This window comes from Paenibacillus ehimensis NBRC 15659 (assembly GCF_004000785.1).
GTDB classification, from domain to species: Bacteria; Bacillota; Bacilli; order Paenibacillales; family NBRC-103111; genus Paenibacillus_G; species Paenibacillus_G ehimensis.
Genome location: NZ_BILX01000018.1, coordinates 1 through 16,478, shown reverse-complemented (window position 1 = coordinate 16,478; position 16,478 = coordinate 1). Strand labels below are relative to the sequence as shown.

Here is a 16,478-nt window from a genome sequence, read left to right as displayed (position 1 = left end):
TTCTTTGATCAGTCTTGCCCCTGTTACTCCGGCAGGTTCCCGGACCTCGTTCCTACTTCATACGAAGGCTGCACATGGTCATACATCAGATGCAGGATCATGCCGGTTGCCGCATGGTCCAGATTGTGGCAGTGGTCCATCCACATCCCCGGATTATCGGCGATAAAGGCCACTTCGTACGTTTCGCCCGGCAGCACGTTTAACGTGTCGGTCATCCATGGCGTCTTTACGGGCTTGCCGTTTTTCTTCAGCACCGTCATATGATGCCCGTGAAGATGCATCGGATGCTCGGTCAGGCTTCGGTTCACAAAGGTTGTTTTGACGTTCTCGCCTTCTTTCACGACAAACGTAGGGGTGTTCGGGTGAACCTTCCCGTTAATGGTCCAAAGAAAATGAAATTTCCCGTTGTAAAATCCCATCTTGTTCCCAAGAATCATCGTGAATTCTCTATCGAACTTCACAGCGGAGGTCGTCCCGTTCACGACAGCCTTCCCGTATTGAGACGGATCGAACCACGCAAACTCGGCTTCGAAGCTCGGGCTCTCCGTCTGAGACCGTGTATCCGTATCGAACAACAGACTCGGCTTTCCATCGTGCTTGCCTTCGCCAAGCTTAAACAGGACAGGGTGGTCCGGCATCGTAAAGGCGATATCGTATCTTCCGCCGGAGGCAAGCCGGAATGCGGTTGAATCCGGCAGCCGGTCCGGCTCTTGAATGTCAACGCCGTCGATGCTCACGATCCGATAATCGACCCCTTGCAGCATGTATTTTTGCGACAGGTTATGCGTATTCACGATTCTCAGCCTGATTTTCCGGCCTGGCGCCACCTGCTTCGTTTGGGCTTGATCCTGATCTCCAAATGCGGTCTTGTACCCCCGGTCCGTTTCCCATCGGTGGGTGACGACCGTGAACTCTTCATCGTAAACCCCGGTTTCATTCTTGGGATCGACGATTAACGTGCCGAAAAGTCCCTTGATCACTTGTTCAGCGGCCTGCTGGTGCGAATGAAACCAGTAGGTTCCCGCTTGCTTGGCTCGAAATTTATAAGTAAAGGACTGTCCCGGTTTGACGACATTTTGAGTCATCCCGGGCACGCCATCCATCGCATTCGGCACGTTATAGCCATGCCAATGGATCGTGACCCCTTTGTCAATATCCTGGTTGACCAGTTTCACTTCCACCATGTCCCCTTGCCGCACCCGGAGTTCCGGGGCGAGTTGTCCGTTATAGGTCCAGGCATCGATTGTGGCGCCGGAAGCAAGCGTGATCTCCTTCTGCTGGGCGACGAGTTCAAACTTGATGTCTGCCGGAGCCGAGACGTCCCCGGTAAGCGCCGCGACTTCTCCCCCACTGGAATGGTTCCGATGCATAGCATGCCCGCCGGAAAGCAGGGTAGGAGCTCCGCCTCCTTCGTCCATCAGATGATGGTTCATCATATCGGAGGCTTCCGGCAATTTGGAAGAGCTAACTCCCGCCAATACATTCACGACTATAACCGCAATCACAACTACTGCCGTCAGGCCGCCCGCTAAACCAAACTTCAACAGCCTTCTCCATAACGGGGACGGAACGAAGTTCCCCCTCAGAACCTTACGGTATGTTTTCATGGCAAAGAAGGACGGAACAAGCAGCAGGACTACAAGCAGCAACAATCGCTGCACGAGCTCGGCCAAGGTTGGCAGGACCGGCTGCGCAAAGATGTGGCTGAACGCATTCATGCCGGAAACTACTGCAGCCGCGTATATGGGAATAACTGTCATAGGATGGGTCAGCTCGACTAGTGCGGCCGCCGCTAGTCTTTCGCCAGTTGATTCTCTTAAGCTTCTTACCTTGGGCAGCGTGTGCGTAACGACGGGCAAATGACCGATCAGCATGAGCGGAATGACCGCTTTCATTGTGCCTTCAACGAATAACCAGCCTTTGCGGATGTACCAGCCTAAGACTAGAAACAACCATAGCGCAGCGAGCGCAAGCGCGATGTAACTGATCCAAAGCAGAACGGTTTTCCACCGTTTAAACCGCCGATTGTTTTTCGTATAGGGAAGCCCGGAAACGATGAAAGCGGCAAGTCCCCACAAGAGTGTCATTGCGGATGCCAATATGATGCCGGCGAAGGTTTCGAACATGGCTTAGCGTTCCTCCCGAGCTGTGAGCTTCGTTTCATGTTTCCCGGAGCGCTTTTTTATTTTTCCAAACGGCTTGAAATAGGAAATGGCCGTCATGAAAACCATGGCCAAAATGTTCGCTGCGGCGCCGCCGAGAAGCGAGTAGCTTGTGCTCAGGAATGCGGCATCGTGAAGGGCAGCGGCTCTCTTGCCATCCGCCTCATGAATGAGCTGCGACAACCAGTCGCTCATATACTTAATTCCAAACAAGATCAAAGCCACCGTCAAAATCAGCTTGACCGCGACCCAGTAATATTTGAAAAGCCCCCAATTCGTCCACAGCGATAGCGCCAGCCCCGTCAATAAAGCGACAAGCGCGGTGTACCGGATCAAGACGACATCGACGACGTGCATGTTATCGAGCGTGTAATAAAGCTGCTCCCCGTTGTCCGCCAGCAGCATATGCGAGCCTAACGTAAGCATGCACACCGCCCCTCCCAGCCAGCATACGACGGAAAGCACATGGATCGTGACGATGAATTGCTTTGATTTCATGGATAATTTAAAAGCCATTTTCCTTTCCCCCTTTTCGTTCTTGCGATCTGAAGCTGATCATAACAACGAAATGTTGCGAACTTGTGGTGAACTGATTCGGAGGTTGTGACGTTTCCGAATATTCCATCAGAATATTGTATAATAGGGATAACCGAAACAGAGGACAGGTGGGGCCGGAATGGGAATCAAGGTTCTTGTGGTGGAAGACGAAGAGAAAATATTGTCGCTGGTGGAAACGTTTCTCCAGAGGGAAGGATACGACGTGCTTACCGCGAAGGACGGGGCAGCCGCGGTGCGGCTCTATACGGAAAACAAACCGGACATCGTCATTCTGGACTGGATGCTTCCGCAGATGAACGGCTTGGACACGTGCCGCCGTCTCCGTGAAATCGGCGAACCGGGAATCATCATGGTAACGGCTAAGAACGAAGAAACGGACAAGATCGTCGGTTTGGAAATGGGCGCGGACGACTATTTGACCAAGCCTTTCAGCTTGAGAGAGCTTGCGGCGCGCATCCGCTCTTTGCAGCGGCGTATGAACCGCGGGGAGAACGGCGGACCGGACAACGTGCTCCGGCGGGGCGACCTGACGATTTACGAAGAGAGCTTGCAGGCGTTCAAAGGAAATCAAGAGCTGCGGCTGACTCCGACCGAGTTCAAGCTGCTTCATCTGCTCGCATCGAAGCCCGGCCGCGTATACAGCCGGATGCAGCTGCTTCAGCACGCGTTCGAAGAAGAATTCGTCATGGACGAGCGGACCGTCGATTCCCATATCAGCAAGCTGCGCAAAAAGATCGAGGACGATCCCAACCATGCCGTTTACATCCAAACGGTGTATGGATTCGGTTACCGCTTCGGAGCAAGCCATGAAAATTAGAACGAAGCTGATGCTGTCGATGAGCATCCTGATCGCCTTCATATTGCTCTGCTTATTTTTTGTCACCCATGTTCAATTTTACATTGTCCGCGATCTGGCCTATGCCGAGCAAAAGGCGGCGTTTGAAGCGCTGCGGGATGAGTTCGAGCAATACTATACGGACCACAAGGCATCCTGGAGAGGCGTTCAAAACTATCCGTTTGCAAACAGCCGTCATTTCGCCGAAATTGCTCTGTTCGAAAACGGCAATGAAATGTACCGAAAGGGGCGTCTGAGCCCGGAGATTATGCGGGATGAGGCCTTTTCGCTGATCCTTCATGCCAACGACCGGAAGATCGGCCGGCTCTTCGTGATGAATGAAAGGCAGTACAAGACATACGAGTTCAAAGCGATGTGGTACGGCATCTTCCCCAGCATCACCCGGGTCGCCTTGCTGTTCACCTGCATCGCCGCCCTGGTCACAATCTCCTTGTTGTCCTGGAGGCTGACGGCCCCTATTCGCAAAATCATCCAAGGCATCGACGCGATCAAAATGGGAAAGCCGCATCCGGCATTACCGGTACACAGGAAGGATGAGTTCGGAGCGATCTCGCGGGCGCTGCACGAAATGAACGAAAGCCTCGAAAAGATGGAACGGTCCCGGAAGCAGCTGCTGTCCGATGTCGCGCACGAATTGAAGACGCCGCTGATGATCATCCAAGGCGAGCTGGAGCTGGCACAAGATACAGGGCTTGCTCTCCCCCCGGGAAAGCTGTCGTCCCTTCACGACGAAGTGCTAAGACTGTCGCGCTTGGTTCACGACGTGTTGCATTTGTCCAGACTGGAGGCAGGCGGAATGACGCTTCGCCCGGCGTCCGAAAATATCGTTGCCATCCTGGAGGGATTGATCGAGAAGACTCAATTTCTCGCCGAGGAGAAACATATCCGTATCTCCATGCATCCTTCGAAAGAAACCATTGCCGTACCGGTCGAGAAGCACCGCATCCTGCAGGCGTTGTATAATATTGTGATTAATGCGATTCATTACACGGATCGCGGCGGGCAAGTGCAAATCCGGGTGGAGCAAGTATATCAACCCGACCGGCGGATGGACTATGTCCGAATCACGATCGAAGATAACGGGGTCGGCATCCCCGAAGAGGATCTCCCCCACATCTTTAACCGGTTTTACAGGGCGGATCATTCCAGAACCCGTTCGAATGGCGGGACCGGCCTTGGCCTTGCGATCGCGCAGCAAAACATTCTTTTGCATCAAGGCTGGATCGAGGTGCAGAGCAAGGCTGGAAAAGGGACGGCGTTTGCCGTCTTTTTGCCGGCAGCTTCCGGGGATTTCGTTGGTTCCGGCAGAGGATTGTAAGCAAATCGCCAGGATCTCCAGGCAGAAAAGAGGCTCCAGCCTTGAGCCAGAGCCTCTAAATCGTTAACTGCGCGAGAGCCATATCCGCTCTCTCATCAACTTCTCATTTCCCCCACTTGGCGGCCCATTTCTCCATTTCCTTGAGCGCGGCTTGAAAATCCAATCCTTTTTCCGTCAACGAGTATTGCACGGTTACGGGGACCGTCGGAAAAACCTCGCGACGGACAATCCCGCTGTTCTCCAAATGGCGCAGCACATCCGTTAAAGATTGCGTCCTGACGATCGCCACATCCCGATGAAGCTGCTTGAACCGTTTGGGCCCCTTGGACAGCTCGGCAATCACCAGAAAAGCCCATTTCGCCCCTAATATTTGCAGCACCGAGCAGATGTTCGAGAAACCTTTCTCCTCTTCCTTTACAGGCTCCATGCCCTTCACCTACTTACTTTTATTTAGTTAGTCAAAACAATTGGATAATATCCAAACATTTTGCCTTCTTACGTAAAATACGTACCCTTATTATAATACAACCAAGAGATCTCGCAATCCCGAAAGCCGAAACGACATGCGCCGGCCATGACCCGATTTCGGATGCTGTCCCCGACAGCGGAAAGGAATGATTCCAATGCATCGCATGTCTATTTATACTCTTGCGCTCGGCGTATTTTTAACGGCAACCTCCGAACTGGTCGTATCCGGCATTCTGAATGTCATTGCCGATAGCTTAAACATTTCCCTTGCCCTTGCCGGGCAATTGATTACCGTCTACTCCCTTGCCTTCGCCATTGGCACTCCGGTTGTGGTATCCGTCACTGCCCGCTTGGGGCGCAGAAAAGTGCTGCTGGGCTCATTGGCTCTCTTTATTCTGGGCTGCCTTGTAGCATTCGGGAGCTCGAATATCGTCATCCTGATGGCCTCCCGCGTGATCCTTGGGGTAAGCGCCGGCGTCTATCTTGTCGTAGCGCTCGGCGTGGCCGCCAAGTTGGTGCCCCGCGAGAAATTGGGCAGCGCCATCGGCACCATCGTTCTTGGCTTTAGCAGCGCCATGATCTTAGGCGTCCCGATCGGGATCGCGATAACGAATTGGCTGAATTGGCAGTCCATCTTCCTGATTCTGGGCTTATTCAGCTTAGGGATTGCCTTTGTCATGTTGCGTCTTCTCCCGGATCTCGAAGGGGACGCGCCCGTCTCCTTCCGGCAGCAATTCAAAGTGCTGGGAAGCGTCGTTGTCGTAAGCGGCCTGCTGCTCACGTTTTTCCGGGAGTCGGGAAATTCCGTCTTGTTTACTTATTTAACGCCGTATATTCAAGACATTCTTCATATCAAAGCCTCGAACATCAGTATCATTCTGCTGGCTTTCGGCATTTTCGGTGCTATCGGTTCCCGTCTGGGCGGCTACGGCGTCGATCGGTGGGGAGCGGCCCCGATCATCGCATTCAGCATTGCCGTTCATATCGCAGCGCTGGCTGTGCTGCCTTTCGTTTCGGAAGTGCCCGGGATCGGGTTGGCGCTGCTGGCCGTCATCGTATTGTCCATGTTCGCAAACGGCCCGGCGATCCAAAGCTATTTCATTCAACAAGCGCCCGAGTCGTCGAATCTGGTTCTAAGCCTGAATACATCGATCGTGCATTTAGGGTTGGCAGCGGGAGCCGGGACAGGGGGGTTCATGGTCAACGCCACTTCCACCCTTCTGTTTAACCCTTGGGTCGCCGGCGTCATCCTGGTTCTCGGCCTCGCAGCCGCTTTAGTCAGCTTCTCGAGGGGGAAGAAGGTTTCGGTCCAGTCCGCCTGACCTGTCAATACGGCGAACATAAAAGGGGGCCGTCCCCTCTCCGAAAGAGAGTACGGCCCGGAATGGCGCAAGATGGCGGTTGTTGAGTTGTACAGCGCGGCGAGTTGTGCCAGGTTTACGTTCAAGGCGTCCGGCTGCACAATACAATTGCCATCTGCTTCAGGCGATCCGATAGCGGCGGCCGCTCTCGGTTATCGTCACGGATTGACCTTGTCCCGGGTCTGATCATACTTCGCGAGTCCATCCTCCTCTTCCTCAACCTCATCTTTTTTAGACGCAGCTTCAAAGTAAGTTTTGCCGGATTCGCCATGATCATCCTTGAGCATGGGTTGAATCTTCCCCCAAAACGTTTTCAAGGCGGAATCCGTTTTTTCCAAACGCAATAAAACGTCTCCCGGACGATACGGCTCCCATAAGTTATCGGGTAAATACTTATCGAAAATTAATTTTATCGCTTGGCCATCTCCCTCTACTTGTGCCTGAAGTCTTGTCATCGTTTGAAATCCATCCATATGTATCGTCGCATAATAGCTTTTATCCTCTTCATAAATAGAAATGGAATAAAACATATTTTGATCCGGTGGAGCATATTCCGAAAATCCATACTCCCCAATCCACGATTCCAACGATAAAGGAGCTTTGGTCGTTGCCGCTTCTTCCCGTTTATTTAACGGCGGCTCATGCTGAGCGTTATAGTTTAACGCCGAAGATGGAGTAACAGCCCCGCATCCGATCATCGAAACGATGACGAGGGCAAGAATTGCGCTCTCTATGGATCTCGCTATAAATCTATTTATCATATGGATCCTCCTTATCATTCACAAACTTCCATTCTTCCAATACTTTCCTCCTCTTTACAAGATTTCAGTATAGCGAAAGGACGGGAATAATTCAAAACCAAACGAAATTAGTCGGTTCCAGTCTACGACGGCAGGCTTCCCCTGAAAATCAAAAAAAGGACGGCGTTTATTTTTTATGCGGAAATTGTAAATCATTTCTAAAAGTGATATCATTATAATATCGTCAACTGAACAAAAGCATAAACAACCCCGAATCGAGGTGATTAGCTTGGATAATGCTATAGCGGATTTCATGTCGGAGAAACGCATCCACCGATGGGCGAATCTCCCGACGCATCATTTAACGGTCGGTTTGATCCGTAAATCCAAACGTACGATATGGACCGGGCGACAATCCATGGAAGCGGACGTCAAGAAGTCGATCTATGAGATCGGCTCGATTACCAAAACCTTGACCGGCCTATTACTCGCAATAGGAGAACAGCACGGGATGTGGAGCCGTTCCGACCGGCTTTCGGCTTTCGTTCCGGAATGGTCTTCCAATTCGTTTGCCAATCAGACAACGCTCTTGGAGCTTGTTACGCACACCGCCGGCCTGCCCGACGTACCGGGGAATTTCAGAGCCACTATAACCGATCGGTTGAATCCTTACGCGAAATATGATGATGCCCGTTTAACCGAAGCTGTTTTATCGGAAAGTCCCAAGAAGAACAGCAAGCACCGCTATTCCAATTATGGCTTCGGCTTACTTGGCTGGCTGCTTGCCAGACGATTGGGAACTAGCTTGAATGAAGCGCTGGCCGGGCTTATATTCCAGCCTCTTGGCATGGCGGATTCCGGCACAGGCACGAGCCGACAGACGGCCGGACAGCTTCTTCCCGTGTTCAACTCCAAAGGCAAACCCATGCCGCATTGGGACTTTCTTGATACGCTGGGGGGCGCCGGGGCCGTCCGTTCGACGGTAGACGATATGCTTACCTATTTGGATGCGCATTTAACCCGTGTCGATCCTCCCCTCGGCCCGGCAATTGCGGAATGCTTGCAGGAGCATTATGCCATCATGCCAAGCCGAGGAATAGGAATCGGTTTCGGTTGGATGAGATTCAGAGAAAAGGACGGCACGATTACGCATTGGCACAACGGAGGAACGTATGGATCGAGTTCCTTTATTACTTTTAACCGCGAAAAAGAGATCGGTTTGGTTATTTTATCAAACCATGGCTCTACGATTTGGAGCCAGCTCGCACCTTTGATTGGTATTCAAGTGATGTCTGTCGATCATTTAGCCTCTATGCTGACAAAGAAGCTGTTTATGGAAAGCTAATCGCCTCTTTTGGCAATACGAAAAGATAGGAGGAAGCTCAATACAATAAAGAGCAGCTGAGCGAATAGGGCCAGCATGATCCCCGTAAAAATACCTTGACTAAAATGCCCGCTCACAGCGATTAAAGCTCCGCCAATTCCGATGCTCAGCCCCGGGCAAAAAGCGTCGACGAATTGGAGATAGGAGGAAATCTCGCCTTCCTCGCCCGGGCGGGCATGCTGCAGCGCAATGGCTCCTGTCGTCGGATTGGCCAAACCGATGCCGAACCCGGTAAAGATTTGCGATATGACGGCAAACCCAATTCCCCCGCTCTCCAGTCCTACCGACGTGATCACCAGCGATACGCCCACGATCATTAAGCCAATACCTGCTGTAATCCGTTGTTTTCTACCGCGGCCGCTATCCTTTTCGTCCAATTTGGATTGCAGCCAAGCTGCGGCGGACCAGCTTAATGCACCTGCGGCGACAATCAGCCCGGCAAGGTCTGCGGGCAAGCCTTTGACCTCCGTCAGAGCCAATACGACATAGCTCTCGGTAGCAACATAGCAGGCTACATACAGCCCTCTCGAAACGATGGTGGCCGGCAGTCCTTTTTTTGCGGAGAAAGTTCCCGCGGGGAGCAGCTGCCGCAGAGGCCGAACCATGACGATCAACCCGATAAGCGCAAGCGCAATGCCCTTCCAACCGGAAATAAAACCCAACCCGCTCAGCAGCAGCCCCGTGCCGATCGTCAGCCATAAAGCGTATCCTTCCTTGCGTCCGCTTTTCATCACCGGAGCGCTATCCGCTTGAAGCTTGCGGAAGGAAGGAAGCGTCAACAATACCGCCAATGCGATCAGGGGCAGAACAAGCCAGAACACGAATCTCCACGAGACATATTCGGCCAGCAATCCGGCAATATACGGACCGATCAACGCCGGCAAAATATAAGCGCTGGAAAACGCGGCCAAAATTTTCGTGCGGAGCGCATCGGGATAGCTTAAGGTGATGCTGTAGTACACGCATGTTACAATAGCCCCTGCGCCGAAGCCTTGAAACGCTCTTCCGGCGATTAACATCGGCATATTGACGGAGGTAGCCGCGATCAGAATACCGGCCACAAACAAAACGATGGACAAGGAAAATGAACGGTACACGCCTATCTTTCCGATTTGCTGGCCGATGACCATCGTGCCCAAGATTTGCGACAACAAGAAGGCGCTGAAGATCCAGCCGTATAACGAAATGCCCTTTAAATGCTGCGCCAAATCCGGCGCGATGGTCGTAATCGCCAAGCCCTCGAACGCTACGGTAGTCACAGCCAAAATGATGCCGATGGTCAATGCCCGATAACCGGCGTCAAAAATACCAACCTTGCTTTCACCTTGTTCCATTCCCGTTACCTCCATTTACTTGCTATAACATTGGTTGCTATAGCAAGTATATAATATAAAAAAAAGTTATAGCTGCCAACGACTTTTCGGCATTTAACATTTGAAAAGTAGTCTTGTCTATAGTTGCCATAGCAACTATATAGTTAAAAAAAAGCAAAGCAGTGATATGAGCAAATCTCTACAAATCCTTCACGTTATTATACATCACGGCAAGGATTCTTCTAAAGGTCTCGACTTCTTCCTCGGACAGCCCTTCGACAGTTTTCTTATAAGCTTCGATCGACGGAGCAAGGATGTCCTCTTTAATTTCCCTGCCTTTGGGGGTCAAATATACCCGCAGCGATCTGCGGTCCGTCTCATGGGTTACGCGGTGAACGAAGCCCTTCTTTTCAAGCTTGAACAGCATCCGGGCAATGTTCGTCTGGTCCTTGTACAGCCTTTCCGCAAGCTCTTTTTGGGTGATCCCCTCCTTTTCCCAAAGGATGACCAATATCTCCCATTGGTCCACGGTAATCCCGAAAGGATTCACTACCTTTTGATAATAATTGTTAAGCTTCAAATCTGCCCGGTGCACGATAACGCCGATATACTTTTCTAACTCCAATGGCAGCCTCCAACATAGTCGACATGATGATAGTTGCTATGACCATTATAATTTTCGTATCTGGACGTGTCAATCCGCAAAATGGTTTATTTTTCAAAAAGGCAGCTCGGGGGGATCATCCCCCGAAACTGCCTTTTTCTTATCGAATTACGTATTCTTTTGCACCGCAGCGTCTTTTCCGTCGCCGAACAGGTCCCGGTTGGAAATGCCCGGAAGCCATAGCGAGACCAGAAAAGCCAGCACGGTAACGACCGCGACGCAGACAAAGACGACGTGGATGCCGTGCGCCGGATCCGCGATTTCGCTAGCGGACGCGGATGCATTGAACACCACGCCGAAAACCGCGATAAACACCGTCTGACCCAGCGTATTCATGAGTGCGCTCGTCGACATGGCGATGCCGCGCTGGCGGTTCTCGACGGCGTTCTGCATCAGAATCATGAGCACGGTCCGGCAAAGGCCGAGGCCGAAACCCGCCAGAAGCATGAGGACGAAGAAAACCGGTACCGGCGTTGCAGTCGTAATGGTTGACAGCATCAGGCCGCTGAAGCCGAGCAGACCTGCTCCAAGGACGGCGACCCGCTTAGGCGGAACCCGTTTCATGAGCTTGCCTGCCGCTGTGGCGCCAAGCGGCCATCCGACTGTCGCAATGGCGACCGCGAAGCCCGACACGATCGGCGACTGATGCTTGAGCGTTTGCAGCCAAAGCGGGAAATAGACCGTCGTCGCGATAGGAAAGGCATACGCCAGAAAGCTGAACAGATTCGGAATGAGGATGACTCGGTTCCGGAACAGGTCCAGCGGCATGAACGGCTCGGATACGCGCCGCTCGACCGCGATAAAGACGATGCCAAACAGCACGAACAAAGCCGCGAGCAGCAGATGGACCGGCGAAAGGAAGCCGCTCGCTCCCCCGAACAGCAGCACGATGAGCAGCGACGAAATACTTGCCAGGAACGAGACAGCTCCAAGCCAATCGATGGATCTGCCCGCTGGCTGGAACATCTCCCTGTAAGCGAACGATAGCAGCAGCAGCGCCGCCAGGCCGAGCGGCAGGTTAAGGAGGAAGATCCATCGCCAGTCGGCGAATTCGACGATCAGCCCCCCGATCAACGGGCCGACGATGCTGGAGAGAGCCCATACGCTGCTGAAAATCCCCTGCAGGCGCGTCTGTTCCTCCGGCGTATAGATGTCGCCGATGATGGTCATCGTGACCGGAAAGATCGCCCCGGCGCCCAGTGCCTGTACGGCACGAAAGAGGACGAGCTGCTGCATCGTAGCCGCCGCCCCGCAAAGGACGGAGCCAAGCAGAAAAATGGCAATGGCGATCATGAGCACGCGCTTGCGGCCGTACAAATCCGCGAGCTTGCCGTAAATCGGCGTGGTTACGGCCGTGATGAGCAGGTAAACGGAGAACGTCATATTCATCAGTTCCATGCCCTTCAAATCGTCGACAATGGATTTCATCGCCGTGGTGACGATCGTCGCTTCCATCGCGCTCAAGAACAGAACGATAAGAATGGATACGAGAACCCAATTACGATTCATGGGTTCCCACCGCCTCTCGAACAAACTTCTCAAGTGCGGTGACATCCGTCATGTTCTTGTTGCAAACCTCGCTGTCTACGCATAAATAGTTGCCGATCGCCTTGTAGTAATCAGGCGAAGCGTTCGCCGGCTTCGATTTGGTGACCGTCGTAAATAACGCAACCTCCGCATGCCTATTGCACAAAAAGCAGACGCTTTTATTCGTCGGAATATATCTTCCCTCGACGCCGACGAGCCGCCCGTTCAGACGGTACACGATGAACAATTTATGGGTCGCGATGTCCACCCAGCCAAGATAAGTGACATAGCGGTAATCGATCGCGGCGAAGTCGGGAAGCTTCAGCTTTTTGTTTTTGGGGAACAGCTTGGCAAGCTGCTTTCCCGTCACTACCGGAAATTCCGCCAAATAAGGCTCCAACGAGCGCAAATAATGCCGGAATTCTCCCTCCGTACGCAGCATCGCAACCTTTTCCAATAGTTGCTTTTGAAGCTCGTCGGCATCCGGGAACGCTTCTAGAATGTTGAAGTGAACGCTATATCTTACCGATTCGACCACTTTCGGATCGGTAACGGAATTGCAGGCACGCTCCAGCAGATCGACCTGCTTGTTGATGAAGTTATACTGATGGTTTTTAATGAATGGTAATGGTTTGACCATGGCTTTCAGCCCCTTATTTTTGATGAAAACAAAAATAGGTGCAAAGCCCATGATTAGAACCGATCCAAGCTATCTCGGGCGACAAGTTAACGAAATAACCGTTCGGCCCATGCAAAGTATCGCCCTAATGTTAGGCTTTGCATGAGCTGCTTCTTGTTCCGGCAAAATACTTTGCCATCTCAACCGCCTCCATTCATCCGTCATTATAAAAGAACTCGGTCTTTGTCACAATTGCAAATTCGATTATAACGAAAGTTCACCGAAGTTAGCTTTGTTGTTTAACCACTCCTGGAATTGAAACGGTGTCCGCACGTTATCGTCCAGTACGGCCGTATAAATGTCATAGCTCTTCACTTCTTTTCCGTATTCAGCGCGCGTGGCCCAGCAATCTTTGATGGTCAGAATGGACTCCCGCAGCTCCGGGGTAAGCCGGCCAGGCATCGTCCGGATATGCATGAGATCAGGCTGTTTGTCCGGTTCGTCGACGAACCAGATATCGAGCTTCCAATCCATCCCGCTCCGCGCTCTATACTTTAATCCGAGGTATAGCCCATCAGGATAGCCGGGATCCGTATTCCAGACGCCGGAGTCATTCAGAAACCGAAGCTCCCGCATTCCTTGGCGGACCATGAGCGCCGAAGCGATCCGGGTTACTTCATCGATGTTGAGCTTGGAGCACACCACGGTAATATCCAGATCTCTCCACACCATCAGCCCGAGCGCCGCGCTTCCGACTCGAACCGGATGGCCTGCCGAAGACAGCAATTCGTCGATTTTCAATTCCTCCGCTACCGCTGCCGCTTCGATTTGCAGCTCCTGCTGCCGTGTCAAAAGTTCATTGTCGGCCATTGCCCGTCACTCTCCTTATTAATAACCGATTTAAGTATGTATTCTTATGATGTTCGACAGTTTCACTGTATTTTCCTTTTGCGTATTTTTTCACATACCGGTGATCTGCAGCAATGTATGTCTGCAAATAAAAGTGCTATAATAAAAGAATTCAAGAGGTCATTCAGTCCACAAAAAGGAAGGAGAAACATTCATGAATACAAAACAATTGGAGCGAATCCATACGGGAAAAGGCTTTATCGCGGCCTTGGACCAAAGCGGCGGAAGTACCCCTAAAGCGCTGGCCCAGTACGGCATCCAAGAATCGAGCTATTCCAACGAAGAAGAGATGTATGCACTGGTTCATGAGATGAGAACGCGCATTATTAAAAGTCCGGCGTTTGATTCCCGGTACATTTTGGGGGCAATCTTGTTCGAGAACACGATGGACCGCTCCATAGACGGCCAATTGACGGCCGATTATCTATGGGAGAAGAAAGGGATTGTGCCTTTTCTGAAAGTCGATAAAGGACTCGCCGATCTGGAAGACGGGGTTCAGCTCATGAAACCGATCCCTGATTTAAACGACCTTCTGAAGCGGGCGGTTGAACGAAACATCTTCGGAACGAAAATGCGCTCGCTGATTAAAGAAGCGAATCCTGCCGGAATCAAAAAAGTCGTTGAGCAGCAGTTTGCCATCGGGAAACAAATCGTGGAAATGGGTCTGGTTCCGATCATCGAGCCGGAAGTGGATATTTATAGCGCGGATAAAGTAACATCGGAAAAACTACTGAAGGACGAAATTTCCGCTCAATTATCCGCTCTCGACAAAGACGCAAAAATCATGCTGAAGCTTTCCATACCGACGGAAAACAATTTCTACAGCGATCTGATGAAGGACCCGCACGTTGTACGGATTGTAGCTTTGTCGGGCGGTTATTCGCAAGCGGAAGCCAACGAAAAGCTGGCACAAAATCACGGATTGATCGCAAGCTTCTCGCGTGCTTTATCACAGGACCTCACCGCCGGGCAAACAGACGAAGAATTCAACGCGGTGCTTTCCAAATCCGTTCAGGACATTTACGAAGCCTCCATTCAATAAGAATAACGACCCCGAACTTGAACTAAGCTCGGGGTCGTTTCTTATGTCCAGCGATCCGAAATTGAAATTAAGCGAGGAATCCCATGAGTCTTTTCACGTGGTTTGCATTTTCCGTAGAAGTAAGAGATTCTAGAAGGTCAAAGGCTACGGCGAATGCGGTCGACGGATTAAACGAAGTAATGACATTTCCATCTCTTACAACGGGTTGATCCGGAATCACGTGGGCTCCCATGGCCTCCAGCTGCAGCTGCCGCTTGCGGTTATTCAGATTATAGGTCGTCGCCTTTCTTCCTTGCAGAATGCCGCTTTGGCCAAGCGGCAAAGCCCCTACACAAATCGATGCAATGATCTTCCCCTGCCTGTCGAATTCACGTATAAATTCAAGAACATCGGGGCGAAAAGCATCCTCATAAAATCCGGCCTCTTCAAAACCGCCAGGCAGCGCCAGCGCATCGAATTCCTGGACGGTCACCTCTGAAATGACCTTTTCGGGGATCACGGTAAAATTCCAGGTGCATTTTAATTCTTTTCGAGTTCCGACAGTAATGAGCTGCGTTGATCCATCCCCCTCGTCCTTGTTCCATCCGATCACATCTGTAAATACGCTTGCTTCCACAGCTTCAAAGCCATTCGGCAATAGTAGACATACTTTTTTCATATGATTCATCTCCTTTTTTAAGAATCATATGATACTATCATTCATTAGTAAAATTGAAATAACTAATCTTTATGTTTAGAATTACTGATAACAATGTACATCTACGGGGGAGATAAAAATCGACATTCGTCAATTTCAATCCTTTAAAGCCGTTGCGGAATTGAATAGCTTTACAAAAGCAGCTCACGCTCTTCAGTACTCACAGGCCACGATTACTTCTCATATTCAGCAAATCGAGCATGAAATCGGGGTTCCATTGTTTGACCGATTAGGAAAACAAATTAAACTCACCACGGTTGGACAGGAACTGTATCCTTATGTAGTAGAATTGCTAACCGCATATTCAAAAATAAAACAAATTTCTTCCGATGACTCTACGGTCAAAGGCCAACTCCGCATCGGCGCATCAGCAACCTTAACCGTATACAAACTAGGGCCCGTGCTATCCAAGTATAAAAAGAATTACCCCGAGGTGACCGTCTCTCTTATTAACGATCATTGTTCCGCCTTGCGACAGAGACTCCACTCCGGAGAGTTAGACATTGCGATCACCTTAGAACCGCAGGTATGCGATCCACAGCTCATCACCGAAATTTACTCGGAAGAACCGTTAGTCTTTGTAGGAGAAAGTAATCATTCCATCAAAACTATAGAAGAATCAAATGGCGAGTGTATCATTTTTAGCGAGAAAAATTGTTCGTTAAGGCGATTTTTTGAGGAGTACTTAATTCAGAAAGGAATAGATACGTGTAATTACTTGGAATTTAACAGCATGGAGGCCATGAAAGAGTGTGTTGTAAGCGGGTTAGGGATTAGCTTAATGCCATACATCAGTGTGGAAGCGCTGCTGCGCGACAAAAAAATGAAAGTGATAGAATCCGCTTGTGAAAATCTAATGT

General features: G+C 51.0%; 16 protein-coding genes. 6 read left to right on the top strand and 10 right to left on the bottom strand.

Translation table 11 applies throughout. The features are described from left to right. Window positions 1–23: 23 nt before the first annotated feature. Both PEH01S_RS12890 and PEH01S_RS12885 read right to left on the bottom strand, forming a co-directional pair. The gene (locus tag PEH01S_RS12890) at window positions 24–2,126 is read right to left on the bottom strand and encodes a multicopper oxidase family protein (RefSeq protein ID WP_127485873.1); all 2,103 of its coding nucleotides are present in this window, start codon (window positions 2,124–2,126) and stop codon (window positions 24–26) included. Between the two features lie 3 nt (window positions 2,127–2,129). Further along, complete coding sequence (locus PEH01S_RS12885; RefSeq protein ID WP_127485870.1) at window positions 2,130–2,678, bottom strand: hypothetical protein; 549 nt, start codon at window positions 2,676–2,678, stop codon at window positions 2,130–2,132. A 160-nt stretch (window positions 2,679–2,838) separates the two neighbouring features. Between PEH01S_RS12885 and PEH01S_RS12880 the strand changes: the two genes are divergently transcribed. Further along, window positions 2,839–3,537, top strand: coding sequence for a response regulator transcription factor (locus tag PEH01S_RS12880; protein ID WP_127485868.1), 699 nt, complete (start codon window positions 2,839–2,841; stop codon window positions 3,535–3,537). After that, entirely contained in the window at window positions 3,527–4,894 is a 1,368-nt protein-coding gene (locus tag PEH01S_RS12875) for a sensor histidine kinase (protein ID WP_127485866.1), read from the top strand. The genes PEH01S_RS12880 and PEH01S_RS12875 overlap by 11 nt, the downstream gene beginning before the upstream one ends. A 103-nt stretch (window positions 4,895–4,997) precedes the next feature. On the opposite strand, the gene PEH01S_RS12870 is transcribed toward PEH01S_RS12875, so the two are convergent. Further along, window positions 4,998–5,321, bottom strand: a complete 324-nt coding sequence (locus PEH01S_RS12870; protein ID WP_127485864.1) for a winged helix-turn-helix transcriptional regulator — start codon at window positions 5,319–5,321, stop codon at window positions 4,998–5,000. 196 nt (window positions 5,322–5,517) lie between these two features. Between PEH01S_RS12870 and PEH01S_RS12865 the strand changes: the two genes are divergently transcribed. Beyond that, entirely contained in the window at window positions 5,518–6,684 is a 1,167-nt protein-coding gene (locus tag PEH01S_RS12865) for an MFS transporter (protein WP_127485862.1), read from the top strand. Between the two features lie 197 nt (window positions 6,685–6,881). On the opposite strand, the gene PEH01S_RS12860 is transcribed toward PEH01S_RS12865, so the two are convergent. Beyond that, complete coding sequence (locus tag PEH01S_RS12860) at window positions 6,882–7,484, bottom strand: DUF5991 domain-containing protein (RefSeq protein WP_127485860.1); 603 nt, start codon at window positions 7,482–7,484, stop codon at window positions 6,882–6,884. 259 nt (window positions 7,485–7,743) lie between these two features. Here PEH01S_RS12860 and PEH01S_RS12855 point away from each other — a divergent pair, with 259 nt between their 5' ends. Beyond that, window positions 7,744–8,808 carry a serine hydrolase domain-containing protein gene (locus tag PEH01S_RS12855; protein ID WP_407669434.1) on the top strand — a complete coding sequence of 355 codons (1,065 nt, stop codon included), beginning with the start codon at window positions 7,744–7,746 and terminating at the stop codon, window positions 8,806–8,808. Here PEH01S_RS12855 and PEH01S_RS12850 read toward each other — a convergent pair. From PEH01S_RS12850 to PEH01S_RS12830, 5 genes are all read right to left on the bottom strand, one after another. Further along, window positions 8,805–10,181 carry an MFS transporter gene (locus PEH01S_RS12850; RefSeq protein ID WP_127485856.1) on the bottom strand — a complete coding sequence of 459 codons (1,377 nt, stop codon included), beginning with the start codon at window positions 10,179–10,181 and terminating at the stop codon, window positions 8,805–8,807. The genes PEH01S_RS12855 and PEH01S_RS12850 overlap by 4 nt on opposite strands. A gap of 178 nt (window positions 10,182–10,359) precedes the next feature. After that, window positions 10,360–10,785: a MarR family winged helix-turn-helix transcriptional regulator gene (locus tag PEH01S_RS12845; RefSeq protein WP_025851886.1), complete on the bottom strand. Its 426-nt coding sequence runs from the start codon at window positions 10,783–10,785 to the stop codon at window positions 10,360–10,362. A gap of 147 nt (window positions 10,786–10,932) precedes the next feature. Next, complete coding sequence (locus tag PEH01S_RS12840) at window positions 10,933–12,333, bottom strand: MDR family MFS transporter (RefSeq protein ID WP_164827814.1); 1,401 nt, start codon at window positions 12,331–12,333, stop codon at window positions 10,933–10,935. After that, window positions 12,323–12,991, bottom strand: coding sequence for a FusB/FusC family EF-G-binding protein (locus tag PEH01S_RS12835; protein WP_127485854.1), 669 nt, complete (start codon window positions 12,989–12,991; stop codon window positions 12,323–12,325). Before PEH01S_RS12835 ends, PEH01S_RS12840 begins: the two co-directional genes overlap by 11 nt. Before the next feature lie 243 nt (window positions 12,992–13,234). After that, on the bottom strand, window positions 13,235–13,840 hold the full coding sequence (locus PEH01S_RS12830; protein WP_127485853.1) for a hypothetical protein: 606 nt from the start codon (window positions 13,838–13,840) through the stop codon (window positions 13,235–13,237). A 193-nt stretch (window positions 13,841–14,033) separates the two neighbouring features. On the opposite strand from PEH01S_RS12830, the gene PEH01S_RS12825 reads away from it, so the two are divergent. Next, a complete protein-coding gene (locus tag PEH01S_RS12825; protein WP_127485852.1) occupies window positions 14,034–14,921 on the top strand; it encodes a fructose bisphosphate aldolase in 888 nt (295 codons plus the stop codon). Between the two features lie 67 nt (window positions 14,922–14,988). Here PEH01S_RS12825 and PEH01S_RS12820 read toward each other — a convergent pair whose 3' ends face one another. Continuing rightward, a complete protein-coding gene (locus PEH01S_RS12820; RefSeq protein ID WP_025851894.1) occupies window positions 14,989–15,579 on the bottom strand; it encodes a DJ-1/PfpI family protein in 591 nt (196 codons plus the stop codon). A gap of 160 nt (window positions 15,580–15,739) precedes the next feature. Here PEH01S_RS12820 and PEH01S_RS12815 point away from each other — a divergent pair. Further along, on the top strand, window positions 15,740–16,478 hold a 739-nt coding region (locus tag PEH01S_RS12815), incomplete at its 3' end, for a LysR family transcriptional regulator (RefSeq protein WP_246062904.1).